General features: G+C 63.6%; 11 protein-coding genes. 9 read left to right on the top strand and 2 right to left on the bottom strand.

Features of this window, described 5'->3' with window-relative positions; genetic code table 11:
• The first annotated feature begins 7 nt into the window (after positions 1 to 7).
• Positions 8 to 925 carry a 5-dehydro-4-deoxyglucarate dehydratase gene (kdgD, locus tag P3T24_RS29875; RefSeq protein ID WP_429410653.1) on the top strand — a complete coding sequence of 306 codons (918 nt, stop codon included), beginning with the start codon at positions 8 to 10 and terminating at the stop codon, positions 923 to 925.
• A gap of 74 nt (positions 926 to 999) precedes the next feature.
• Here kdgD and P3T24_RS29870 read toward each other — a convergent pair whose 3' ends face one another.
• Together P3T24_RS29870 and P3T24_RS29865 are read right to left on the bottom strand one after the other, a co-directional pair.
• Positions 1000 to 1479, bottom strand: coding sequence for a hypothetical protein (locus P3T24_RS29870; RefSeq protein WP_429410655.1), 480 nt, complete (start codon positions 1477 to 1479; stop codon positions 1000 to 1002).
• Between the two features lie 135 nt (positions 1480 to 1614).
• Positions 1615 to 2268 (bottom strand): nitroreductase family protein, encoded by a 654-nt coding sequence (locus P3T24_RS29865; RefSeq protein WP_429410657.1) that lies wholly within the window; start codon positions 2266 to 2268, stop codon positions 1615 to 1617.
• 404 nt (positions 2269 to 2672) lie between these two features.
• Between P3T24_RS29865 and P3T24_RS29860 the strand changes: the two genes are divergently transcribed.
• From P3T24_RS29860 to fhuB, 8 genes are all read left to right on the top strand, one after another.
• Positions 2673 to 2918 carry an MbtH family protein gene (locus P3T24_RS29860; RefSeq protein WP_074267452.1) on the top strand — a complete coding sequence of 82 codons (246 nt, stop codon included), beginning with the start codon at positions 2673 to 2675 and terminating at the stop codon, positions 2916 to 2918.
• Positions 2919 to 2921: 3 nt separating this feature from the next.
• Positions 2922 to 3770 carry a thioesterase II family protein gene (locus P3T24_RS29855; RefSeq protein ID WP_429440256.1) on the top strand — a complete coding sequence of 283 codons (849 nt, stop codon included), beginning with the start codon at positions 2922 to 2924 and terminating at the stop codon, positions 3768 to 3770.
• The gene (locus P3T24_RS29850) at positions 3758 to 4732 is read left to right on the top strand and encodes a TauD/TfdA family dioxygenase (protein WP_429440254.1); all 975 of its coding nucleotides are present in this window, start codon (positions 3758 to 3760) and stop codon (positions 4730 to 4732) included. The genes P3T24_RS29855 and P3T24_RS29850 overlap by 13 nt, the downstream gene beginning before the upstream one ends.
• Positions 4733 to 4803: 71 nt before the next feature.
• A complete protein-coding gene (locus P3T24_RS29845) occupies positions 4804 to 16008 on the top strand; it encodes an amino acid adenylation domain-containing protein (protein WP_429440252.1) in 11205 nt (3734 codons plus the stop codon).
• A gap of 112 nt (positions 16009 to 16120) precedes the next feature.
• Positions 16121 to 21898, top strand: coding sequence for an amino acid adenylation domain-containing protein (locus tag P3T24_RS29840; RefSeq protein WP_429440250.1), 5778 nt, complete (start codon positions 16121 to 16123; stop codon positions 21896 to 21898).
• Positions 21899 to 21927: 29 nt separating this feature from the next.
• Positions 21928 to 22719: an ABC transporter ATP-binding protein gene (locus P3T24_RS29835; RefSeq protein ID WP_429440248.1), complete on the top strand. Its 792-nt coding sequence runs from the start codon at positions 21928 to 21930 to the stop codon at positions 22717 to 22719.
• On the top strand, positions 22716 to 23726 hold the full coding sequence (locus tag P3T24_RS29830; RefSeq protein ID WP_429440246.1) for an ABC transporter substrate-binding protein: 1011 nt from the start codon (positions 22716 to 22718) through the stop codon (positions 23724 to 23726). Before P3T24_RS29835 ends, P3T24_RS29830 begins: the two co-directional genes overlap by 4 nt.
• Positions 23719 to 25743: a Fe(3+)-hydroxamate ABC transporter permease FhuB gene (fhuB, locus tag P3T24_RS29825; RefSeq protein WP_429440245.1), complete on the top strand. Its 2025-nt coding sequence runs from the start codon at positions 23719 to 23721 to the stop codon at positions 25741 to 25743. Before P3T24_RS29830 ends, fhuB begins: the two co-directional genes overlap by 8 nt.
• Positions 25744 to 25885: the final 142 nt, after the last annotated feature.

The raw sequence follows: 25885 nt of genomic DNA, 5'->3' as shown, positions 1-25885 counted from the left end.
TCCGACCATGACGACCCCTCAAGAACTCAAAGCGATTGTTTCCGAAGGACTGCTGTCCTTTCCCGTGACCGACTTCGACGCGAACGGCGATTTCCGCGCCGACACCTACGCGGCGCGCCTCGAATGGCTCGCGCCTTACGGCGCGACGGCGTTGTTCGCTGCAGGCGGCACCGGCGAATTCTTTTCGTTGACCAAGGACGATTACTCGAATGTGATTCGCACTGCCACGGAAACCTGCAAGGGCAAAGTGCCGATTCTGGCTGGCGCCGGCGGTCCGACGCGCGTGGCGATCGAATATGCGCAGGAAGCGGAGCGCCTGGGCGCAAAGGGCGTGCTGCTGATGCCGCACTATCTGACCGAAGCGTCGCAGGAAGGTATTGCCGCGCATGTCGAGCAGGTGTGCAAGTCAGTGAAGAATATGGGCGTGATCGTCTATAACCGCGCCAATTCGAAGCTCAATGCGGACATGCTCGAACGTCTGGCGGATAGTTGTCCGAACCTGATCGGTTTCAAGGACGGCGTGGGCGAAATCGAAGCAATGGTAACGATTCGCCGCCGTCTGGGCGACCGCTTTTCGTATCTCGGCGGCCTGCCGACGGCGGAAGTTTACGCCGCTGCCTATAAGGCGCTGGGCGTTCCCGTGTACTCGTCGGCGGTGTTCAACTTCATTCCGAAGACGGCGATGCAGTTTTACCGGGCGATTGCCGCTGACGATCACGTGACGGTCGGCAAGCTGCTCGACGAGTTTTTCCTGCCGTATCTGGCGATTCGCAATCGCCGCCAGGGCTACGCGGTGAGCATCGTGAAAGCGGGTGCAAAACTGGTGGGCCGCGACGCAGGTCCGGTGCGCGCTCCGCTCACCGATTTGACTGCTGACGAGATGGCGCAACTGGATGTGCTGATCAAGAAGCTCGGCGCGCAGTAAATGCTGGGCGTTGCGGGTCTTTAACGCCTTGTGGTGCCCAGAAGGAAGGGCATCATAAAGCGCCATCAACGCCATTAATGCATGTACGTGACGCGGCGCTCGCGCACCGGGATCTCGAGTCCCGCCTCGAGCAGCGAGAATGCAAACCAGCGGCCAAGCTTCAGTACGACACCCAAGGCCGGCCGTGGTAACCAGCCGTCGAGCAATTCGACCGCAGCATCGCTGCGCATCCGCTGCAGCAGTGCGATGGCTTGCAGCAGAGCGGCTTCATCTCTGGCGAGTTCGCTCGCGCAGCGGCAGCGTGTATCGAGCGGCCGGCACGACGGGTCGGTGAGCGCATGCATCAGCAGATTGAAACAGGTCATGCAGTCGGCGGACAGGCCGGCCTCGGATAGCACCGCACGCCAGCTCTCATTCTTGCGCACGGAATCGCACTGCGGACGCATCCATGTCCGAAGTGCAGAGAGGAGCGTCTGCTCCGCCACGTCGGGATGCTGCGCGAGCGATTCGTCGAGCAGCGTGTACGGCTGCACGGATGGGCTATGAAAATACATGGGACCTCCAACCGGAAATGGGAGACGCGCTGCGCCCAATGCTGCCTGCCGCTGGCCGGGTTGGCGTACAGCGCTGCGCCTGGATCGTGTGTTGCGTAGCGTTTGGGCCGTCGGGCCCAAGCGCCGCGCATCCGCTCAATTGGCCGGTGTTCGTTGCGACGACGGACCGGTCCATTCGCGCACGAAAGCGGCGCTTGCGGGCCGTTTAGCGGGACGTTGATTCGCGGGCGGCGTGCCGACGAACAGGAAGCCAAGCAGCCGTTCCGATGGCTCGAAGCCGAGTGCCGAATGCATCGCAGGCTCGTACGAGTCCGCGCCGGTGGCCCAGAACCCGCCGTAGCCGAGCACGTGGATGGCGTTGAGCATATTCATCGTTGCCGCGCCGACAGCGAGTAACTGCTCGACCTCAGGCACCGTCGAACGCGGATCCACGGCGGCGCCTAGCGCGATGATCACCGGTGCGGCCTGCGCCTTCTGGGCGCGATGCGCATGCGCGGAGCGCGGCTCGCCCGGTGAACGTGCGCAGGCGATATCGACCAGCACCTCACCCAACGCGGCGCGCGCCGCACCGCGCACGACCACGAAGCGCCACGGCCGCAGATTGCCGTGATCCGGTGCGCGCAAAGCGGCGTCGAAAATTGACGCCAGTTCCTTGTCGCCGGGACCGGGACTCGTCAACGGCCAGTGCGACTGGCGCGACAGTAGCGCTTGCAATACGGTTTCCGCGCGATCTTGCGGGTCCGGGGCGGTTGTGACATCGAGAGGTTCAACGGCGAGAAGTGAGTCCATGGGCGCAGAGAATTGACGTGTTCGATGGCGCCTATGATGAGACAGTTTGGCCTCAAATGCAAATGATTCTCATTTGATAAATTGATCTCGGAGTGGCGCGATAACTGCCACAAGTTCGCCTGCATGTGCCAATTGGCGGGATTAGCCGCGGTTTCGCCAAGCTCCGGGCGCGTCTCAGCTCCGCCAAAATTGCTTGACAAAGGGTAGCGTGCCCTCTAATTTACGCCTCTAAACAGAAATGATTCTCATTTGCGAAGTTCGTTGACGCTGCTCTCTTCCGATGAAGAGGATGCCGCGATGCCTGGATCATGGCGGCCGTGCCAGGCAGCATCAAACGCCGCATGGTCGACGTAAATGGGAATGATCCGTATTTAAGCACTCAACAATCTACACCGGAGCGTTCAATGAGCTGGGGCGATGAAGACACGAACTTCCACGTAGTGGTCAACGATGAGGAGCAGTACTCGATCTGGCCGGACTACAAGGCGATTCCGGCAGGGTGGCGTCAGGCCGGCAAGTCGGGCAAGCGGGCGGAATGCCTTGCTTGGGTCGACGAGGTCTGGACCGATATGCGACCGCTCAGCCTCCGTAAGGCGATGGCGGAGGATGCGGCGAAAGAGACCGCGGCGCGCGCGGGTTCGGCGACCTGACCGATGAGTGGATTCGTCGCGGTGCCTGGAGCGCTGCCGCCCGTGCGTCTGGTTTGTCTGGCGCATGCGGGCGGAAGCGCGATGCTGTACCGCCGCTGGGCGCAGCGTCTGCCACACGGCGTGCAGGTGATGCCGCTGGAGTTGCCGGGGCACGGTTCACGTTGCAGGCTGCGCGCCCATACCGAGTGGCCGGCGCTGATCGAGATGCTGATAGTCGAACTCGCCGAACAGCTCGATGACGACGTGCCGTTCGCGGTGTTCGGTCACAGCATGGGCGCGCTCGTCGGCTTCGAACTGATCCACGCGCTCCGTGCGCGTCATGGGCTCGAGCCAGTCTGGTTTGGCGCTTCGGCGTCGGTCGCACCGTCGCGCCGCAACCGGGAGACGCATTGGCTCAATTGCACACATGAGGCGATGGTCGCGAGGTTGCGCGAGCTCGGCGGCACACCTGCTGCATTGCTCGACGATCGGGACTTTATCGATTTCGTGCTGCCGGTGCTACGGGCTGACTTTCATCTGTGTGGCACTTATGCGCCGCTTGCAACGGCTGAGGAGAGCACCGTGCGCGAGCCGCTTGTTTGCCCAGTCGGCGTTTTCACCGGCTGTGACGATCGCGCCACTGCGTGCGCTGAAGACGTCGCGGCCTGGCGTGACGAAACTCGCGGGACGTGCACGCTGCATCGTTTCGACGGCGGTCATTTCTATCTCGACGGCACGCCCGATTCCGTGATGGCGTGCGTCGCCACATCTCTCGCGGATGCACTTGCGCGGCCGGCCGCACCTAAGCCGGCCGCACCTAAGCCGGTCGCACCTAAGCCGGTCGCGACGAAAGGCGAAGCATGGACACACTGATCAGCGGTATCGACGCGGCACTCAATGAACAGGTGATCGAGCGAAACGGCACCCGCGTGCTGGCGTTGAGCCCAAATGACGCAACAAATATCGAGGCACTTCTGCCGCAGTTGCAGACTCTAGTAGCGCGTGCAAGGCCAATCTACGGCGGCGTGCTGCTGCGCGGTTTCGACGCTCTCGGTGCGTCGGGTTTCGACCGTCTCGTCACAAGCTTTGGCCGACCGACGTTGACCTACGAATTCGGCTCGACGCCTCGCAGCAAAATCGAAAAAGGCGTCTACTCCTCGACCGAGTATCCGGCCGATCAATGGATCGATCAACATAACGAGCAGTCCTACACGCTCAGCTGGCCGGCGTCGATCTGGTTCTACTGCGACATCGCCGCGGAGCAGGGTGGCGCGACACCGATCGCCGACAGCCGCCGCGTCTACGAACGGCTCGACCCTGCGCTGCGCCGACAGTTTGCCGACAAGCAGGTGATGTACGTGCGTAACTACGGCAACGGTCTCGATCTGCCGTGGCAGCAGGTGTTCGGCACGGAAGAGCGAGACGAGGTCGAGCAGTACTGCCGCGCCAACCGGATCGACTACGAATGGCTCGACGATGGCGAGGCGCTGCGCACGCGCCAGGTTTGCCAGTCGGAGCTGCGTCATCCGGTGACGGGCGAGACCGTGTGGTTCAACCAGGCGCACCTTTTTCATGTTTCGAATCTGCCGCTCGCGGTACAGGAAGCGTTGCTTGAAGTCGTCGATGACGACCGCCTGCCGCGTAACACCTTCTTCGGCGACGGCACGCCGATCGACGCCGCGATGCTCGACGAAATCCGCGCGGTGTACCGCGACACCATGCTCTCGTTCGACTGGCAAGCCGCCGACACCCTGATCCTCGACAACCTGCTGATGTCGCATGGCCGCGCGCCGTTCGCCGGCAAGCGCCGCGTGCTGGTTGCGATGACCGCCTGAACGATCTGATCTTCGGCCGCAGCGCGCCTGGCTCCGCTGGCCGCCGAACCCCTCTCGAATCAAGACCATCCATGAGTGAAACTGCGAGCGAAGTGTCGAAGGAACTGCTGTCGATTTCGACGGCCTATGTCGCGTTATCGCCCGAGAAACGTGCAGCATTCCGCGCCCGTGTAAAACAGCGCGGCATCGATCCATCGCGCTTGCCGATCGTCCCGTTCCCCGGCAGCGAACGACGCTTTGCGTTATCGCATGCTCAGGAGCGCTTATGGTTCCTCTGGCGCCTCGATCCCGCGAGCGCCGCGTACAACGTGACCGGCGCGGTGCGCTTGCGCGGCAGCCTTGATGTACGGGCGCTGCGCGCGGCGCTCGATCAGGTCGTCGATGCGCATGAGAGCTTGCGGCAGCGTTTCAACGAGGTCGACGGCGTGCCGTTCCAGATCGCCGGATCGACACAGTATGGCTGGGATGAATTCGAACTCGACGGTGCTCGCGATACGGACGCGGCACTCGAAGCGCTGCTGGCTAGCCGGTCCGCGCTGCCCTTCGATCTCGAACGCGGGCCGCTGCTGCGCGTGGCGCTGATCCGGCGAGCAGCGGACGATCATCTGCTGCACATCTCTGTGCATCACATCGTCGCAGATGGCTTGTCGATTGAGGTGTTCGTTGCCGAGTTTGCGGCGGCTTACCGTGCCTGCGTTGCGGCTCCCGGCGCGATGGCGGTGGGCGCGCCTGACGCGGCACGTGTGTCTGTGCTCGCGCCGCAGATCCAGTACGGCGACTACGCGCAATGGCAGCGCGAATGGTTCGACGAGTCCGCGTTGGAACGACAACTCGACTACTGGCGCAACCGTCTCGGCACGGAGCATCCGGTTCTGGAACTACCGCACGTGCGTTCACGCTCTGGTTTGCGCAGCGGCGCCGGAGCAAGCGTGGTGCGGTTGCTGCCAGCCACGTTGCGCACGGCACTTGCGCAGCTTGGAGAGGCTCACGACGCTACCTTATTCATGGTGCTACTCGCGGCCTTCGACCTGTTGCTCGCCCGTTATAGCGGCCAACGCGACATCCGCGTCGGCGTGCCGGTCGCCGGCCGCGACCGGCATGAAGTGGTGCGCGCAATCGGCTTTTTCGTCAACACGCTGGTGGTGCGCGCCGAATTCGCGGGCCTTACGACCTTCGTGGATCTGCTGGCTCAGGTGCGTGAACGCGTGCTCGAAGCACACGATTGCGCCGACCTGCCGTTCACGAAGGTGGTGGACGCCCTGCAGTCGCAACGCAGCCTGGGGCACACGCCGCTTTTCCAGGCGATGTTCAACTATCTCGGCGCGGATCGCGATATGCCGCATCTGCCTGGCCTCGAAGTGTCCAATCATGAGGTCGGCACGCAGACCGCGCGTTTCGATCTGGTGCTCGCTGCGCGTGACCGTACGAACGGCCTCGAAGTTGCCCTGACCTACGCCGAAGATCTGTTCGATGCTTCGGTAATCGAACAGATGCTCGATCACTACGTTGTTCTGCTGGAGCAGATCGCACGCAACGCCGCCGCGCCGCTTGTCAGCTTCGAACTGGTGCGAGAAATTCCGGCCATGCCTGCGCAAAAGGCTTTCGAGTCAGTGCCGGCGCGCTTTGTGGCGAGCGCTGCACGGCAGCCGCAGGCCCTTGCCGTGCATTGCGAAGGGGAGCGCGTGACTTATGGTGCGCTCGATGCATGGGCCGAGCGGATTGCAATGTGTCTCGTCGCGGCCGGTGTACGCGCTGACGAGCGAGTCGGCATCTGCATGACGCGTTCCATCGGCATGGTGGCGTCGCTGCTCGGGACGCTCAGATCGCCGGGTGCATTTGTGCCGCTTGATCCCACGTATCCGGCCGAGCGTCTCGCGCTGATGATGGACGATGCGGGCGTGCGCGTGCTGTTGGGCGATCGTGCGACGCGGGAGCAATGCGGTGAGTTGTTCGCCGGCCGTACGGTGATTGATGTTCACGCGTTCGATGATGATTCGTTTGAAGCGGCAGATGCAATCTCTAACGAAGCCGTAAGCGCAAGGGCAACCGCAGCCGCAGCGCCCGTGTACGCGCCGCATCCCGAGCAGCTCGCTTATGTGATCTACACCTCGGGGTCGACCGGACGGCCCAAGGGCGTCGCGATAACGCATGCAGCGTTTGCCTCCCACCTCGGCGACTTCATCGCTGCTCATCAGATCACTGCAAACGACACCGTCCTGCAGTCCTCAACGATCAACTTCGACGTCGCGTTGCACGAACTTCTGCCGGCGCTGTTGCGCGGCGGAAAGGTCGAAATGCGTGGTCCGGAGCCATGGGACATCGAGACGACGAGCCGGCATCTGATCGACGCACGCGTGACCTTTTCGCGCCTGCCTACGGCCTATTGGCAACAGTGGCTGCGCACGCCGCCGCCGGCGGAGGCCCTCGCGGCGCTGCGGCAGATCACAGTCGGCGGTGAAGGCTTGCCGGGCGACGCGCTTGCGCAATGGCGCAATGGACCGCTCGGCCATATTGGCCTTGCGAATCTATATGGCCCGACGGAAACGACGGTGGCCTGCATGTATCGCGCAACCACCGCCGACGACGCCTCGCAACCGATCGTCTCCATCGGCAAGCCCTACGCGTCGCGCACCGCCCGCGTGCTCGACAGCGATGGCAACGAAGCACCGGTCGGTGCGTTAGGCGAACTCTGCATTGGCGGTCACACGCTCGCGCGCGGCTATCTGGACCGGCCATCGCTGACAGCCGACCGCTTCGTCCCCGATCCATCGCATCCAGGTGCGCGTCTGTATCGCACTGGCGATCTGTGTCGCCGCCGCGCCGACGGCGCGATCGACTTCCTCGGCCGTCTTGATCAACAGGTCAAGCTGCGTGGCCTGCGCATTGAACCAGGGGAAATCGAGGCGGCGCTGCGTCGTCAATCGGGCGTCGCCGATGCAGTGGTCGTCCTCGCAAAGGACCTGGGTGCGCCGCGCCTCGTTGCTTACGTGGTCGCGAAACACGGCGAGTCCGTACAGAGCGCCGCGTTGCAGCATGCACTCGCGCAGCAGTTGCCGGCCCACATGGTGCCCTCGGCGATTGCACTGCTCGAGGCGTTGCCGCTGATGCGCAATGGCAAGGTCGATCGCGCGGCGCTGCCGGCAATTGGCGCAGAGGAGAACGAACAACAGATCGCGCCGCGCAACGATGCCGAGCACCTGTTGCTGACGCTTTGGGAGGCCGTGTTGGGACGCGATGGCCTGAGTGTCGAGGACGATTTCTTCGCCGCCGGCGGTGACTCCATTCTGAGTCTGCAACTGATTGCCCGGGCTCGCGCGCAGGGCTGGCTGTTGACGCCGCGTCAGGTATTCGAGCATCCCACCATCGCGCGTCTTGCGATGGTGATGCGTCCACTCGAAGATGTTGGCGGTGAAGCGCCGGTTGAGATACGCGACGCGTTGCCGCTGACGCCGGTACAGGCATGGCTTTTCAGCCGCTATCCGGACGGCGAACCGCATTGGAATCAGTCAGTTCTGCTGGAAGTGCGCGGCGAACTGGAGGCGGACGCGCTGGAACGTGCGCTGAGCGCCGTGGTGGCGCGTCACGATGCGCTGCGTCTACGTTTTGAGCGGCATCCGGACGGCTGGAGCCAGCGGGTGCTGGCCGATGCGCCACCGGGGCTGCTGAGCGTCAATGATCTGCGTGACGCGTCCCACACGCCGGGAGCTTGGCAAGCGGCATTGGCCAAGCAAGGTCAGATTGCGCAACAGAGCCTCGATCCGCAGGCTGGGCGTCTTTTGAAAGCGGTGTACTTCAAGGTGCCCCCGACGGCGAAGGACGCGCCGCGAACCACGGCATCAGGCCGTTTGCTGCTGGTCATTCACCACCTCGTCGTCGACGGGGTGTCGTGGCGCATCCTGTTAGCCGATCTTCAGGAGGCCTATGCGGCGACACTCGCGCGCGAGCTGCCGGTGCTCGGTCCGAGTACGCCATGGAGTGTCTGGGCGGACGCCCAGCGCAAAGCAGTTGGCGATAGCCGGGTGACCGCTGCATTGCAAGCATGGCAAAACGTTTTGGCCAACGCCACGCCGGGGCTGCCAGCACCCCGTGGCACATCCGCGTCAAGTCGTCAGATCGATTGGCGCCTTGACGCCAATGCGACCGCAGCGTTGCGCCATGCCGCACCGCGCGCTTACCGGCTTGGCATCGACGAACTGTTGTTGACTGCGCTCACTCGCACGCTGGCTCACGCGTTGGGTAGCAGCGGCGTGCTGCTCGCGCTGGAGGGTCATGGCCGCGAATCGCAGATTGTATTGGGCACAAGCGAGCGCGGTGTAGCAAGCACGGACCTGAGCCGTACAGTCGGCTGGTTCACGACGCGCTATCCGGTCTGGTTGTCCGCGCAACCCGAAGCGGACAACCAGACCGCGCTCATCTCCACCAAGGAACAACTACGTTCGCTGCCGGACGATGGCGTTTCTTGGGGCTGGCTGCACGCCTATGGAACGGCAGCCGTACGTGATGCCCTCGCCGGTTTGCCCACGCCGCGCATCAGTTTCAACTACCTGGGCCAGTTCGACCAAAGTCTCGGCGCCGATGGCCCGTTCGGTTTTGCGAGCGAAGCAGCGGGCAACCCGCAACCTGACGACGAGCCGCTCGGCTACGCGCTCGATCTGAACGGGATGATTGTCGGCGACTGCCTGTCGTTTAGCTGGCGCTACGATCCAGAGGTGCTCGCGCAAGCGGACGTCGAAGCATTGTTGGCCACGTTCGATAGCGAAGTCGCGAACCTTGTTGCACATTGCGCCACGGCGACGCCGCGTGTGAGCGCTTCGGACGTCCCGCTCGCAGCGCTCACGCAGAGTGAACTCGACGCGTTCGGCTTGCCGCTTGCGACGATCGAAGACCTCTATCCCGCCACGCCGCTACAGCAGGGCCTGATTTTCCACAGTCTGATGGAGCCGGGGGCGTATCTGAACCGTAAGCGCATGACGTTGCGCGGCGCGCTCGACGTCGACGCAATGCGTTCTGCGTGGCGCACGGTTGTCGCGCGTCACGCGGTCTTGCGTACGCGTTTCGTGCGCGCCCACGGTGGCGCGATGCTGCAGGCCGTGTATGCCGAGGTACCGGAACCATTTGTCGTGCACGATTGGAGCGACCGCGACGACTACGAAGAAGCGTTTGCGCGCTGGTTCGAGTTCGAAGCGCCGCATCTGATCGATCTCGACGCGGCGCCCTTGATGCATGTCGCGCTGATCAAACGGCCCGACGGTGCGCACGATCTGGCATGGATCAATCACCACGCGCTCTCCGACGGCTGGAGCAGTGCACAGTTGCTTGGCGAACTGAGTCGCGTCTACCACGCTGCCAGCCGCGGTGAAGCGCCGCTACTCGATCCCGTCGTACCGTATCGTTCGTACCTCGAATGGCTGCGCGAGCAACCGGACGCAAGCACGTGGTGGCGCACCCGACTGGCACGCGTCGACCGTCCCGCGCTGCTGCTCGATAGCGTGCCGTCGCTGCCGGCGACGCGTACGTCGCGCGGCGTACACGCACGCGCCCCATTCGGCCATCGTGCACAGACGCTCGACGTCGCACTCGGCGCTGCGCTCGCGCAGGCCGCGAAAAGTTACGGCGTGACGCTCAATACGCTGATTCAGGGCGCCTGGGCGTTAGTACTGGCGCGTTTCGGCAATCGCCGTCAGGTCGGCTTCGGCGTGACGGTGGCGGGGCGTCCCGCGGACCTTCCGGGATCAGCTTCCATCCAGGGACTGTTTATCAATAGCCTGCCGCTGTGGGTCGATGTGCCGGCGCAGCAGCCCGTCGCCGAGTGGTTACGCGAACTGCAGACTTACAACGTCGAGTTGCGCCAGGCCGGTCATGCACCGCTTTCGTCGATCCAGCAATGGGCGGGACCGAGCTTCGGCACGCTGTTCGATTCGCTGCTGGTGTTCGAAAACTTCCCGGTCGATCCTGCGTTGAACGATGGTTCGCTGGGTTTGAGCGTCGCGTCTTCCGAGTCGTTCGAGCGCACGCACTATCCGTTGACGCTGGGTATCGTGCCGGGCGAGCGCATTGCGCTGGAGTGGAGTTGGGACGCGGAACGTATTCCGGAGACGACACTCTCTGCATTGCAGAGCGCTTATGTGGACCTGCTCGCGCAGTTGGCGCGAGTTCAGACTCAGAACGTCTCGCTGGCCGCGTTACGCGTGGCCGGGCCGAGCGCGTTGAGCGGCGCGGCGACCGGTGCTGCGGCGCACGCCTATCGTCCGTTTGTCGCGCGTTTTGATACCGTGGTGCGGCAGCAGCCGGATGCGCTCGCAGTGCATTGCGACGGCGTGACGCTGAGCTACTTCGAACTGAGCCAGTGGGCGAACCGGATTGCTCGCCGTCTGGTCGCCGTGGGCGTAGCGCGGGAGGCCCGCGTCGGCGTTTGCGTCGAGCGTTCGCCTGCCTTGATCGCAGCGTTGCTGGGCGTGATGAAGGCAGGTGGTGCGTACGTGCCTCTCGATCCCGCCTATCCGCGCGAACGGTTGCGCGACATGATCGACGATGCGCAATTGACGACGCTGCTGACCGACGCGGTCACTCGTGCAACCCATGCCGAACTGTTTGCTTCGACTGTCTGCGCAGAGGTCCGGGTAGATGAGACCACGGCGGAACTAGACCACGATCCTGAGCATGCGCTGCACGCTGAGCAACTTGCATACGTGATCTATACATCCGGTTCGACCGGCAAGCCCAAGGGCGTCGCTATCCCTCACGGCGCGCTGAGCTTGCATCTTGACGACTTCATCGCAGAGAACGGTTTGTGCGCGGCAGATCGCGTGCTGCAATTTTCCACCGTCAATTTCGACTCGGCGGTGGAGCACATTTTTGCTTCGCTCGCGGTGGGCGCATCACTTGAATTGCGTGGGCCAGTGCTGTGGAGCGCTGCTGAATTCACCCGTGTTCTGCAAGAGCGCCACGTCACGGTCGCGGACTTGCCGACCGGATATTGGAAGCAGTGGGCGCAGCAACTGCCTGACGATACCGCCGGGCTCGCGTTGCGTCGTGTCACGGTAGGAGGCGAAGTTTTGCCCGGTAACGCGGTCGCGCAATGGTTCGATGGTCCGCTTGAGGATATCGTCCTCGTGAATACCTATGGTCCGACCGAAGCAACCGTCACCGCGTCGGGTCAACTCGTCGTAGCCGGGCATGCTGAAAATATCGCGGTGCCGGTGGGGTCGCCGTGGGCGTCGCGCATCTACCGCATCCTCGATTCAGACGGCGAGCCGGTGCCCGAAGGCGGCCTGGGCGAATTGTGCATCGGCGGTGCGACCCTGGCGCGCGGCTATCTTGGCCGCGCTGCGCAGACCGCCGAACGTTTCGTGCCCGACCCGTTGGGTCCCCGCGGCTCGCGCGTTTATCGAACTGGCGATTTGTGCCGCTGGCTCGCGGACGGTAGCGTCGCGTATCTGGGCCGGCTCGACGATCAGGTGAAGGTGCGCGGCTATCGGATTGAACTCGGCGAAATAGAGCGCGCCCTGTGCGCGCAGGCAGGCGTGAAGGAGGCGGTGGTGATCGCACGTGGCGATCATGAGGCGAAACGCCTGCTGGGTTATGTCGTTCTCGCGGACAACGTGGCCGCAGTCACTGGAAGTGCACTCCGCGAGGCGCTGACGCGCACGTTGCCGCCGTATATGGTGCCGGCGTCAATCGTGACGCTCGACGTGCTGCCGACTCTGCCGAACGGCAAGCTCGACCGCAAGGCGTTGCCCGACGCGGATGGAGATAATACGGATTACATAGCGCCTGAAACCCCGCTCGAAATGATGTTTGCGGATATCTGGCAGGCGGTGCTTGGTATTGACCGGGTCGGCGCACTCGATGATTTCTTCACCCTTGGCGGACATTCCCTGCTTGCGTTGCAGGTGGCGGCACGTTTGCAACGTGCGCTCGACCGTGAGATCGCGCTGCGGACGTTGTTTGAAAATCCGGTGTTGCGATCACTTGCGGCCGCCCTTGACGAGGGAGCAAGTGAAACCCGTCATGCACGCGGACTGCAGGCCGTGCGACGTCTGGGTCGACGCGAGACGCTGCCGACGCATGGACAGGAGCGCTTATGGTTCCTCTGGCGTCTGGCGCCCGACAACCCGGCTTATCACCTTTCTTTGGCTGTGCAGATTAACGGTGAACTCGACGTTCCAGCATTGCGTAAGGCGCTTGACTCCGTGGTGCAGCGTCACGAGATACTGCATAGCCGCTTTGAGGAACGCGACGGCGCGCCGTGGCTGATCGTCGACGAGCATCTGGGCTGCGAGTGGTCCGAGACGGTCTTCGCGGACGCGAACGGCGCAGCCGGTCCAGTCGTCGCTGCGTGGTTGCGCAATGGTGCCTCCAGAGCATTTGATCTCGCGCGTGGCCCGGTGCTGCGCGCACAACTAGCACGTCTCGCCGGTGGCTCGCACGTGTTCGGCTTGGTGGTGCATCACATTGCCGCCGACGGTTGGTCGATGAATCTGTTGATCGATGAATTGCTGAGCGCCTATGCGGCGCATCGCGCCGGTCGCGCACCGGCGTTTGCGCCGCTGCCGGTGCAGTACGCGGACTTCGCCGTCTGGCAGCGCGAGACGCTCGGCGCCACCGCGCTCGAACAGCAGCTCGACTATTGGCGCATGCGCCTCGGTGACGAGCAGCCGGTGCTCGAATTGCCGACAGATCGCGCGCGTCCCGCGCTGCGCAGTTCGGACGGCGGACAGGTCGGAGGCGTGCTTGATCGGCCACTCGCCGATGCATTGCATGGCTTTGCCCGCCGGCACGACGCGACGGTGTTTATGACGCTGCTCGCGACGTTCCATGCGTTGCTGCATCGCTATAGCGGCCAGCGCGACATCCGCGTCGGGATCCCGCTTTCGGGACGCGAGCAGCTGGAGATCGAACCGCTGATCGGTTTCTTCGTCAACACGGCGGTGATCCGTGCGGACCTCACGGGCTCATTGCCGTTTGACGCGTTGCTCGCGCAAGTGAAGCAGCGGGTACTGGAGGCGCAGGTTAATCAGGATGTTCCATTCGCACAGATCGTCGATGCGCTGCAACCGGTACGCGCGGCAAATCACACGCCGCTCTTCCAGGCGATGTTCAATCTGGACGTTCCGGCGGCTCGGCTCGATCAGCACGCAGGAACGGCGCTGCAGTTGCGGCCGCTCAGTGATCAACGCACGGCTGCGCAATTCGATCTGACGCTCAATGTAACGATTGCGGATCAGCTCAGCCTGTCCTTCAGCTATGCAAAAGATCTGTTCGAGCACGCCACAGTCGAGCGTTTGATGCGCGATTACGTGGGCATGTTGACGCAGCTGGTGCGCGAGGACAAGGCAAGCGTGGCACGGGTGCGAGATTTTACGCTCGAGGCGCGGCCCGTCGCGCAACGCGGCGCGAGCGAATCGTCTGCTTTGACGGTGCCATTTTTGCCGGTGCACGCTCGCATTGCCGAGCAGGCGCTGGACTCTCCCGATGCTATCGCGCTGCGCTGCGACGGTGCCACGCTCAGCTATCAGCAACTCGACCAGCGCGCAACACGACTCGCGCAGCGGCTTCTTCGTTGTGGCGTTATGACGGAAGCGCGCGTAGGTGTGTGCGTTTCCCGTTCGCCTCAGATGGTCGTGGCGATACTCGCTGTGCTGAAGACCGGTGCCGCCTATGTGCCGCTCGATCCGGCCTATCCAGCGGCGCATCTCGCCGGCATGATCGACGACGCGCTGCTGACATGCACACTTGTCGATGTGGTGGGACGCGAGCGTCTGGCGGATATCGCCGGAGATCATGTCTTCGTGGAGGTCGACGGCGGTGCAGACCGCCAGGATCAAACCGAAGCGGAAGATGATGCCGCGTTTGCAGACGCGGATGCAAACGGACAACGCGCTTGCTCCCTGTCGTTTGCACCGGTTCGAGCCGATCAGCTCGCCTACGTGATCTACACCTCGGGATCGACAGGCAAACCCAAGGGCGTTGCAGTCACACACGGCGCGCTGATGCGTTTCCTTCACAGCATGCAGGCTCGCCTCGCCCTCAATACCGATGACGTCTGGCTCGCTGTCACCACACTGTCTTTCGATATCGCGGCGCTTGAGCTGTATCTCCCGTTACTTGCAGGTGCCACGATCGAACTTGCGACGCGCGAGACCGTCGCCGATGGTCGCCGCCTTGCAGCGCTCGTCGACGCGTCGCGTGCGAGCGTCATGCAGGCGACGCCGATGGGCTGGCGCGTTCTGCTTGATGGTGGCTGGCAGGGTCGACGGGAAACGGGCGCACCGATGCGCGCCTTGTGCGGCGGCGAGGCGCTACCGGTGGACCTCGCCGACGCGTTGCAGACGCGTGGCGTCCAGCTATGGAATATGTACGGCCCGACCGAGACGACGATCTGGTCGAGCGCCGCGCGGCTCGATGCCGTTGGCGCACCGATTACGCTCGGCGAACCACTCGAACATACGACGCTGATGGTGCTCGACGCCGACGGCAATCCGGTACCGGACAACGGCATAGGCGAGTTATACATCGGAGGTGCCAATCTCGCACGCGGTTATACGCGGCGCGCCGGACTGACCGCCGAACGCTTCTTGCCAGATCCGCATGGCGCGCCGGGTGCACGTCTATACCGAACCGGCGATTTGTGCCGGGTACGCGGCGACGGACAACTGGAGTACCTGGGCCGTGCCGATCAGCAGGTGAAGCTGCGCGGCTTCCGGATCGAACTGGGAGAAACCGAAGCGGCATTGCGCGCGCTTGACGGTGTCGCCGACGCGGTATGCCGGATCCAGGGCGATGGCACGTCGCGGCGCCTCGTTGCATTCATAACGGGCGACGCCGATCCAGCAGCATTGCGTCCGCTGCTGGCAAGGCGTCTGCCCGCGCAGCAGGTACCTGCGCAAATTGCTCGGCTAGAGCTGTTGCCGCTGACATCGAACGGGAAGCTGAACCGCAAGGCGCTGCCGTTGCTGACATCAGCGACGTCTGACGCATATCGCCCGCCTGTCACACCTACCGAGGTTCTCTTATGCCGGATCTGGAGCGAGGTGCTGGGCGCGGCACAGGTCGGGCTTGACGACGATTTTTTTGCGCTAGGCGGACATTCGCTGCTCGCTGTGCGGGTGGCATCGCGTGTCGGCGAGGCGCTCGGCCGGAAGATCGAACTCGGATTGCTGTTTGCGCATCCATCGCTCGTCGAGATGGCCGCACAACTGGATCACAGTGCCGCCGCGAATGGCGATGGAGCAGGCACGCTCGATGCATTGCAAGATCTGATGGATTCCTTATGAACCGATTGATCACGAGCGCAATAGTCGGCATCGTCGCGCAACTCGCCTGGCACGAAATGCGGGAAGCGCAGGATTTACAGAACTCGCCGCATTCGCAGACAGACAGGAAACGATGAACGTGACGGATCACTCTTTCTCTGCGTCCGGTGTAAAAGACGCATCCGTAACGTCCGATACATCGCCGGACGCGGTTCGCCGGCCGTCCGGCGCGTTACGCCTCGCTCAGCAGTACGCGGCACTTCCTGAGGACAAGCGAGCACTGTTTCGCGCCCGCGCGAGGGCTCAAGGGCTTGACGTAGACACGCTGCCGGTTGTTCCGCTTTCGCCGAGACCCGCTCGCTTTCCGCTGCTGTTTGCACAGGAGCGGTTGTGGTTTCTGTGGTGTCTCGATCCGCATCACGCGGGTTATCACATCACGCACACGCTGCGGCTGACAAATGCTCTCGATGTTGGCGCGTTGCATCGTGCATTGCGCCAACTGGTGCGCCGGCACGAAGCGCTGACGCTGCGTTTCGATGCGGACGAGGGCGTGCCGACACAATATCCGGCACCTGATGCCAGCTACGGTTTCGTACAGCATACCCTCGCGGATGACGAGGCGACGCTCGCCGAGGCGCTACGCGATTTCGCCTGCGAACCGTTCGATCTCGTCAATGGTCCGGTGCTGCGGGTTGCTTTGTTCGAGACGGGTGGACAGGGGTGTGTTCTGCAGTTCGTAGTGCATCACATCGTCGCCGATGCGTGGTCGATGAATGTGCTGTTCCGCGATCTGCTGGCGTTTTATCGCGGTGCGGATAACCTGTCGCCGTTGCCGGTGCAACTGGCAGACGTCGCAGTGTGGCAGCGGGAGTGGTCGGCCAACGATCTGCTCGAGCGGCAGATCGGCTATTGGCGCGAACGGCTCGACGGTGTTCCTGCTGCGCTCACGCTGCCGCGCGACGTGCCGCCGCGCGCGACCCGTTCCCACGACGGCGGCCTTGTTCGGCTGTCGATTGCCGCCGCGCTGGCCGAGCCGCTGCGTGAGATCGCGCGTAGCCGGCGTACGACGCTCTTTACGGTGATGCTGGCCGTGTTCGACGTGCTGTTGTACCGCTATTCGGGGCAGCGCACGATTGTGGTCGGCGTGCCCACTGCAGGGCGTGGACGTACCGAACTGGAAGGGCTGGTGGGCTTTTTCGTCAACACGTTGATCGTCCGCGCGGACCTCGCTGGCGGACAGCCGTTCGATACGCTGTTACGCACCGTCCATGAGCGCGTGCTAGAAGCGCAGGCTCATCAGGATGTGCCGTTCGCGCGGCTGGTCGAGGCGCTTGCAATCGAGCGCAACCTCGATAGCTCACCGCTGTTTCAGGTGATGTTCGATCTTGCGACCGATGCCGCTAATGCTGCTAATGCCGCTGATACGACGCAGGCGCAGTCCGCCAGGACCGCTGGGAGCAGCCCTCTTGCGGTCGAATCGATACTCGACGTTGCGCCGACCGCACGCTTCGATCTCGCGTTGAATGCTCAGGATCGCGGAGCGGGTGGCACGTTACAGCTTGCATTGACCTATTCACGCGACCGCTTTGTCGAAGCGACCGCGCAGCGCATGCTCGACGACTATGTCGAACTGCTTGAACAGGTCGCGGCGGAACCGCAGCGCAACGTTGGGGATCTGGCTGTGCGCCGGGGAATTGGCGAGCATGTGCGGTACGATGCGCGCAGCGGTGAAGTCAGCACTCCGACCGATATCGAACGAGAGACAGGGGATGGAACCGCACCGGACATCCCTCGCGGCTCGTTTATCGCGGCACACCAGCGGATAGCTCAACGTACGCGCCAATGCCCGACGCGTGTCGCCCTGCGTTGCGAGGGCGAGGCGCTAACGTACGCTGCGCTCGACGCGTGGGCGGAGCGCGTCGCGCTTGCGTTGCGCGCGGACGGCATCGCCACGGGCGAACGCGTTGGCTTGCTGCTGGAGCGCTCGCTGGCTCTGCCTGCAGCGTTGCTCGGCGTGTTCAAGGTGGGTGGCGCGTTTGTGCCGCTCGATCCTGATTACCCACCAGCGCGACTGCAGGCGATGATCGCCGATGCAGGCGTGACACGTGTGATCGTCGACGAAACGACTCGGAGCAATTGCCGCGCATTGCTCGCTCCGCTGCGTACGGTGCTTGCATCCGCGGTACGGCCTGATGCCTCCGATAGCACCGCGAATTGCGATGATGCCGTATGGTCCGTGCACCCCGATGCGCTCGCCTATGTCATCTACACCTCTGGCTCAACAGGCACGCCGAAGGGCGTGGCAATCACGCACCGCGCGCTCGCGCTGCATCTGGAAGACTTCCTGCACGACCATCGGATCGTCGAGTCCGACATCGTGCTGCAGTCGTCGACCATCAATTTCGACGTGGCCCTGCATGAGCTCTTGCCGGCGCTCATGGTGGGTGGTCGCGTCGTGATGCGCGGGCCGCAGGCCTGGGACCTCGCCTCGCTGAACCGCACGCTTTGCGACGAGCACGTGACGTTCGCGCGGATTCCGACTGCGCTCTGGCAACAATGGCGCATCGCGTTGCCGCCGGCGGAGGATATCGCGCTGCGACAGATCACAGTAGGCGGCGAAGCGTTGCCTGGCGACGCATTGCAGCGATGGTACGAAGGCCCGCTAGCGCACGTCGCGATCGACAATCTGTATGGTCCGACGGAGACCACCGTGGCGGCATTGCATCATCCGGTCTCGCGCGACGATGCGCAGCACGCCATTGTCGCAATTGGCCGCTGCTATCCGGCGCGTCATGCGTATGTCGCCGATCTCGACGGTAATCGCGCGCCGGACGGCGCGCTGGGCGAGTTGTGCATCGGCGGTGCGACCCTCGCGCGGGGCTATCTGGCGCGGCCTGCGCTTACTGCCGAACGCTTCGTGCCGGATCCGCATGGGGCACCGGGTTCGCGCGTCTATCGCAGCGGTGATCTGTGCCGTGCGCGTGCCGACGGTATCATCGATTTCCTCGGGCGGATCGATCAGCAGGTGAAACTGCGCGGGCACCGCATCGAGCTTGGCGAAATCGAAGTCGCACTGCGGCGCGTCGCTCAGGTCCGCGAGGCTATCGTCGAATTGAAGGGGGAAGGAGAGCGCAAACGCCTTGTCGCCTACTTCACCGGGTCCGCCAATCCAGATGCCGTGCGCGAAGAGCTGACGCGGACGCTGCCAGCCTCGCATGTGCCCTCGATTTGCATCGCGCTCGATACGTTGCCGACGCTGCCTAACGGCAAGCTCGACCGGCGTGCGTTGCCCGAGCCGGACGATGCGGTGCAGGGTGCCGCGATACCGTCGGCAGGGCCGATCGAAACGGCGCTGCTGGCAGTCTGGCAGACTGTGCTCGGCCGCACTGACTTCGGCGTAACCGATAACTTCTTTACGCTCGGCGGGGATTCGATTTCCAGCCTGCGGGTGATTGCGCAGGCGCGCGCCGCGGGTTGGGTCGTCTCACCCCGCCAGGTATTCGAGCATCCCACGGTGCGTGGTCTGGCGCGTGTTGCGCGGGCGAGTGTCGCGCCAGCAGCGGATGAACCGCTTGTGAACGTCCCGTTCGAGGCACCACTCGCGTCGATGCAGCATTGGTTCTTCGAGCACTATCCGGACGCCCCTGCACGCTGGAATCAGGCGGTACTGCTGCGTAGTGCCGAGGCGCTCGACGTCGAAGCACTGCGAGCGGCGTTCGATGCCGTGCTTGGCACGCATGACGCGCTGCGTGCGAGCTTTCGGCGCGATCCGCAGACGGGTGAGTGGTCGCAGACCATTTTGCCGCCGAAGTCTTCCAACGACGTATTGCGCATCGTAGATCTGCGAGCCTCCGTTGACCAAGTGGTGGCAATCGAAGCAGTCGCAGACAAAGTGCACGACAGTGTCGACCTCGCTGCCGGCAAGCTACTCCACGCGGCTTATATGAGCACAGCGGATGGCGCACGACTGCTGGTCATCGTCCATCATCTGGTGGTCGATGGCGTGTCGTGGCGCATCCTGCTCGACGATCTGCTGAATGCGTACGAGGCGGCACGTTTGTCCGGCACGCAGACGCTGCTGCCGCGAGCGAGTACCGCATGGAGCGAATGGACTCGACGTCTCGCCGAATACGCCAGTTTGCCCGAGCATCTGAGCGAACTAGCATGGTGGCAGAAACAACTGGGGACGACCACGGATGCCGCTCCGTCACGCCAACGCGCGATCGCTTCATCCACCACCCAAGGCCACACGCAGCATCGCAACTGGACACTCGATGCGCAGACAACGCGTCAGCTCACCGACTCTGGCAGGCGTATCGACGAAGTGCTGCTGACTGCGCTAACCCAGGCATGTGCCGAGCATTTGCCGCAGCTGCCCGTGATCGTCGAACTGGAGGGGCATGGTCGCCGCGATTGCATCCCTGGGCTCGATTTGAGCCGCACGGTGGGCTGGTTTACCACGCAGTATCCACTACGCCTTAGTGCCGCACCGCAACTCGAGTCGACGCGCCGCGAAATTGCTAACCTGCTGCAGACGGTGCCCGCGGAAGGCATGCATTTCAACCTGTTCCGCTACGGTGGCTCGGCGTCGATGCGCGCCGCGCTGGCGGCTTTGCCTCCCACGACGATTGGCTTCAACTACCTCGGACGTTTCGAAGAACGGCTCAGCGAAGGCTACTTTACGTTTGCTCCCGAAGACAGCGGCAACGGCATCGGCACGAACATCGCCAACGGGCCACGTCACGTGCTGGACCTGAATGGCCTGATCGCAGGCGGTTGCCTGAAACTCGAGTGGAGCGTCGCTTCAGATGCGCTTGATTTGGCCCAGCTTGGCAGGCTGATCGACGCGTTCGAAACACATGTGCGGGCATTGGCTCAACCGGTGGATCCGTTGGCCGGTGCATCACAAAGCGCGGACTCATCGCACACGGCCGCCACGGCGATCGATGAACCGGGACTTGTAACACCTAAGCGGCATCTGTTCAATGGCCTGACGGTGGCTTCGCAAACGTCCGTATCCGCCACAACCGAACCCGGGCAACTCGATGCGTTCGAACTGTGGCGTCAGCGCTTTTACACCGAGGCGTTGCTGTGCCCGCCTTACGGCACGGCAAACGATATCGACATGCAGCCGCTGAACGCCACCGGTGCGCCGCTCACGCTGTTCTGCTTTTACCCAGGCTTTGGACTTGTCGGCGAATACCGCTTTCTTGCCGCTGCGCTACAAGGGACCGCCAGCGTACTCGCGTTGCGTTCGCCGGGTTTCGCGATTGATGCGGGGGATTCAACGAGTAAGGCGCTCGATGCAACAGCACTCGCACGTCACGATCAACCCGCCAGTTTCGAGGCACTTGCACAAGCATGCGTCGAGCGCGTGCTGAAGGCGCAAGCCGAAGGACCATTCCGGCTGCTTGGCTGGTCATTCGGCGGGCGCCTGGCGGTGGCGGTTGCCGGGCAGTTGCGCGCACGCGGCCATCAGGTCGATTTCCTCGGACTGCTCGACACGGCGACGCGTACCGCTGACGCAGCACCGGACGAGGAGCATGCACAGGGCGATCTGTCCGCATGGCTGGAACAGCAGACGGATGGCGCACAACTGCAAGCGCTCTTCACACGGGCAGCCGAACTGGACGCATTGCACTACCGCTTGCGCCTCGCCCACACATTGCCGACCCTGGACGTACCGATTACTTTCTGGCACGCCGCCCGCGACAAAGTACCGGGCCGCGAGCGCGACTGGCGTCCGTATACAACCGCGGCAGTCGAAGAAATCCAAATCGAAGCGAGCCACACCGGAATCGTGCATCATCCGGCGCTGCATGCCAGCGTAAAAGCCCAACTGCAAAAGCTGCTGAGCATGCAAGAGGCGCGGACACGCACAAGTACAAGCGACACAGACACCTCATCCTGACAACCTAAAACCGGACCACAGCTTTCGTCATGCAGTCATCAGGCGGTTCCTCGCTTTACCAGCTCTCCGACGTCGATTTTTCAATCGGCGACCGGCCGCTGCTGCAATCCATTTCGCTCCATATCGCACCGGGCCAGGTGGTGGGTCTGATCGGCCACAACGGTTCGGGCAAGACCTCGCTGATGCGGCTGCTGGCGCGCCTGCATCAGCCGACGCGCGGCACGATTTACTTCGACGGTGCCCCGCTCGAGAATTGGCCGCACCGTCGCTTCGCGCAGCAAGTAGCGCATTTGCCGCAGTACACGCCATCTACGGATGGTCTGCAGGTGCGCGAACTGGTCGCACTGGGCCGCTATCCATGGCATGGCGCGCTGGGCCGCGTCACGGCAGATGATGACGCGCGCGTCGAGGAAGCAATGGCATGGACCGACGTCGCGCGTTACGCGGACCGCGCCGTCGACAGTCTCTCGGGAGGCGAGCGTCAGCGTGTCTGGCTGGCCATGCTAATCGCGCAGAACAGTCGCTGCGTGCTGCTCGATGAACCGACCTCGGCGCTCGATATCAGTCACCAGATCGAAGTGCTCGGGCTGATCCGTTCGCTGTGCGAAAAGCGCGGCATGACCGCTATCGTCGTGCTGCACGACGTGAACATGGCGACGCGCTTCTGCAATGAGCTGATTTCGCTGCGCGGCGGCAAGGTGCTGATGCAGGCGAGTCCTGCGGAGATCATGCGTCCGGATAGCCTCGAAGCCATCTACGGGGTGCCGATGGGTGTGCTCACCGATCCGCAGAGCGGCTATGCGATTGGATTTCCGCGATGACCAAACCCGTCATTCGACCTGCGAGCAGGATTCCGCGCACGGACCCGCTACGCCGCAGGCTGCTTGCAGGATTCGGCGCGCTCGGTGCGTTCAGCATGCTTGACGCGTTTGGTTCGGCGAGCGCCTGGGCTGCTACGCAGACACAGAGCACTTCGTCCGAGCCCGCGCCTCACCGCATCGTCACCCTGAACTGGGAATTGACCGAGACGCTGCTCGCACTGGGCGTTGCACCGGTCGGCACACCGTTGCCCGACTGGTATCGCAATACGATTGTCGAGCCGCCGCTGCCCGCGAGTGTGGCCGATGTGGGGCTACTGTATCAGCCGAGCTTCGAGATGCTGCAGGCGCTGGCGCCGGATCTGATGATCATTACGCCGGGACATGCCCCCGCCAAACGCTGGCTCGAGCGTATCGCGCCGACGCTCACGCTCGGCGCTTACATGTCGAGCGATACGCCTTATCCAGCGCTGCTGAACGAGACGGGCGAACTCGCCGCAAAACTGCAGAGACCGCAGCGCGCAACCGACCTGATCGCCGCGACGGATCGCGACACCGCTAACGTGCGGGCGCAACTCGGCGTGCGTCCTGCGCTGCTGCGCGCGCCGGTTCTCGTCGCGGATCTGGTCGACGACCGCCATCTGCGCGTTTATGCGCAAGGCAGCCTGTTCGACGAGATGTTGTGGAAGCTAGGAGTCCAGAATGCTGCCAATCCCGGCGCGGGAAGCAAGCCATGGCGTACGGAACAGGGCTTCGCGATGGTGCCGGTGCAGCGCCTTGCCGATGTCCAGCAGGCAAGCCTGCTGCTGGTGGGTCCGCTGGAGGCCTCCGCACGTGCCGGCGTCAGGAAGAATGCGATCTGGCAGGCGCTGCCCATGGTGCGCGAGCGCCGCATTGCCGTCCTGCCTGTGATCGCCCCGTATGGAGGACTGGTTTCGATGCAGCGTTTCGCGCAAGCTGTGGCGACGGCGCTCGCCACAATCGATAACGGCGGAGGCGGCGTTGCGTAACCTTGCTGCTGCATCCGTTCCTGCTGCACCGCGCGATTTTCGGGCGGCGCTCGTCGGGGTGCTTGGGGCGGTTGCCCTGATTCTCGCGATCGTCGGTATCCATGTCCAACTGAACGGCGCTTCGTTCTGGACGACGCTGTTTGCACCGAACCGCACTGACTTGCATCAGGTGCTCGTGCGCGACGGCCTACTGCCGCGTATCGCCATGACCTTGCTGTGCGGCGCGGCACTGGCACTGGCGGGCACGCTGGCGCAACAGGTGCTGCGCAATCCGCTCGCCGAGCCGATGACGCTTGGCATTTTCCCCGGTTCGTACCTCGCGTTGATGATCGCCGAGTTGTGGGCGCCATCCTGGGTCGCCGGTGGCCGTACCGTAGTGGCGCTCGCCGGCGGCGGCCTGGCGATGCTGCTCGTGTTCGGGCTCGCGTGGCGGCAACGGATGTCTTCGCTTTCGGTGATCCTTTCAGGGATGATCGTCAACCTCTACTGCGGCGCCATCAGTCTCGCCATCTGCATGTCCCATTTCGACCTGCTGCGCGGGCTGATGATCTGGGGCGGCGGGGCGCTCGATCAGAGCGGCTGGCAAGAGAGCCGGCAACTTCTGTGGGGTGTGCTCGCTTGTGTCGTCGCGACTGTGCTGCTGCGCCGTCCATTGGGCGTATTCGAGGCCGGCGATTCGACCGTGCAGAGCCTCGGCATCTCGTTGCAACGCACGCGCTTTGCCGCGCTGCTGATCTCGGTAGTCCTGACGGCCTGCGTCGTGTCGACGGTCGGCGTGATCGGCTTTGTCGGCCTTGCTGCACCCACGCTGGCGCGCCTCGCTGGCGCAAGGCGACTCAGACAGCGCCTGATCTGGGCGCCTTTGCTTGGCGCGGCGTTGTTGTGGGCAACTGATGAAATCGTCCAGATGGTGTCTTCAACGGAACTGTTCTCGGCGCATCTGGTGCCCACCGGAACGGTCACCTCGTTGCTCGGCGTTCCCTTGCTGATGCTGTTGCTGCCGCGTTTGCGCAGCCAGCCTGATCTGCATGCGAGCGCCATCGCGCATGCACCGGAGGCCAGTCTTGGTAGACGCTTGCCGTGGGCAGTGGTCGGCCTTGTCGTGGTGCTGATGCTGACCTTCGGCATATCGCGCGGTGTCCACGGCTGGCACGTTGCCAGTCCTGCGCAGATCGGCGCGCTGCTGTTCTGGCGGCTGCCGCACGCCATCGCGGCGATGTCGGCAGGTGTGCTGCTGGCGGTCGCCGGCACGCTGATCCAGCGCGTCACCGCCAATCCGATGGCGAGCCCCGATCTGCTCGGCGTGAGTTCTGGTGGCGCCCTCGGCATCGTCATCATCCTGTTCGCAGGACTCGATCCAACACCTGGGATCCTGTTCGCGGGCTGCCTCGCCGGCGCTATGACGACGCTTGCGCTGCTATTGTGGTTGGGCGGCCGCGCCTCGTTCGCGCCGGACCGGCTGCTGCTGATCGGTGTCGGGATCAGCGCGCTGTTCGAGGCTATCGTAAGCGCGACGCTGGCTAGCGGCGATCCACGTGCAGGTCTGCTAATGGATCTTGTGGTCGGCTCGACTTATTACATCGAACCCGTGGCTTCTTATGCGGCCGCTGCCGTCGCGCTAGCGGGACTGGTGCTTGGTCCGTTGATGGCACGCTGGATCGAAACGCTGAGCCTGGGCGCGCCGATGGCAGGCAGCCTCGGCGTGCCCGTCGCGCGAGCACGTCTGGCGATCCTGCTGCTAGCTGCGTTGCTCACCGCCACGGCCACGTTGCTGGTCGGCCCGCTTTCGTTTGTCGGGCTGATCGCGCCGCATATCGCCCGCTATTCGGGCGCGCGCCGGCCTGCAGTGCAGATGTTCGTGGCGTCGATCGTCGGCGCGTTGCTGATGGGCTTCGCGGATTGGCTTGGTCGCCAGGTCATGTTCCCTCAGGAGATGCCGGCCGGCCTTGTCGCGACGTTAATAGGCGGTCCTTATCTGATTGCGCTGACTCTGCGGAAGACGGTTGCTTCCACCTGAGAGCTCCGAAAGTCCGGTGCTTCGCGCCGGACTTTCGCCCTCTATACGGACCACAGGTCACAAACGACAGACAAAACTCAAAATGTATTTGCAAATGAGAATCGTTATCGATTAACATCTTATTCGCGATAACGAGATGTCT

Origin of the sequence: Paraburkholderia sp. GAS33 (assembly GCF_050436645.1) — a bacterium.
GTDB classification, from domain to species: domain Bacteria; phylum Pseudomonadota; class Gammaproteobacteria; order Burkholderiales; family Burkholderiaceae; genus Paraburkholderia; species Paraburkholderia phenazinium_B.
This window is presented reverse-complemented; position numbering and strand designations above follow the sequence as displayed.

Coding starts and splice junctions, on each gene's coding strand:
- kdgD (WP_429410653.1), top strand. CDS start 8: ATGACGACCCCTCAAGAACTCAAAGCGATTGTTTCCGAAGGACTGCTG.
- P3T24_RS29870 (WP_429410655.1), bottom strand. CDS start 1,479: ATGTATTTTCATAGCCCATCCGTGCAGCCGTACACGCTGCTCGACGAA.
- P3T24_RS29865 (WP_429410657.1), bottom strand. CDS start 2,268: ATGGACTCACTTCTCGCCGTTGAACCTCTCGATGTCACAACCGCCCCG.
- P3T24_RS29860 (WP_074267452.1), top strand. CDS start 2,673: ATGAGCTGGGGCGATGAAGACACGAACTTCCACGTAGTGGTCAACGAT.
- P3T24_RS29855 (WP_429440256.1), top strand. CDS start 2,922: ATGAGTGGATTCGTCGCGGTGCCTGGAGCGCTGCCGCCCGTGCGTCTG.
- P3T24_RS29850 (WP_429440254.1), top strand. CDS start 3,758: ATGGACACACTGATCAGCGGTATCGACGCGGCACTCAATGAACAGGTG.
- P3T24_RS29845 (WP_429440252.1), top strand. CDS start 4,804: ATGAGTGAAACTGCGAGCGAAGTGTCGAAGGAACTGCTGTCGATTTCG.
- P3T24_RS29840 (WP_429440250.1), top strand. CDS start 16,121: ATGAACGTGACGGATCACTCTTTCTCTGCGTCCGGTGTAAAAGACGCA.
- P3T24_RS29835 (WP_429440248.1), top strand. CDS start 21,928: ATGCAGTCATCAGGCGGTTCCTCGCTTTACCAGCTCTCCGACGTCGAT.
- P3T24_RS29830 (WP_429440246.1), top strand. CDS start 22,716: ATGACCAAACCCGTCATTCGACCTGCGAGCAGGATTCCGCGCACGGAC.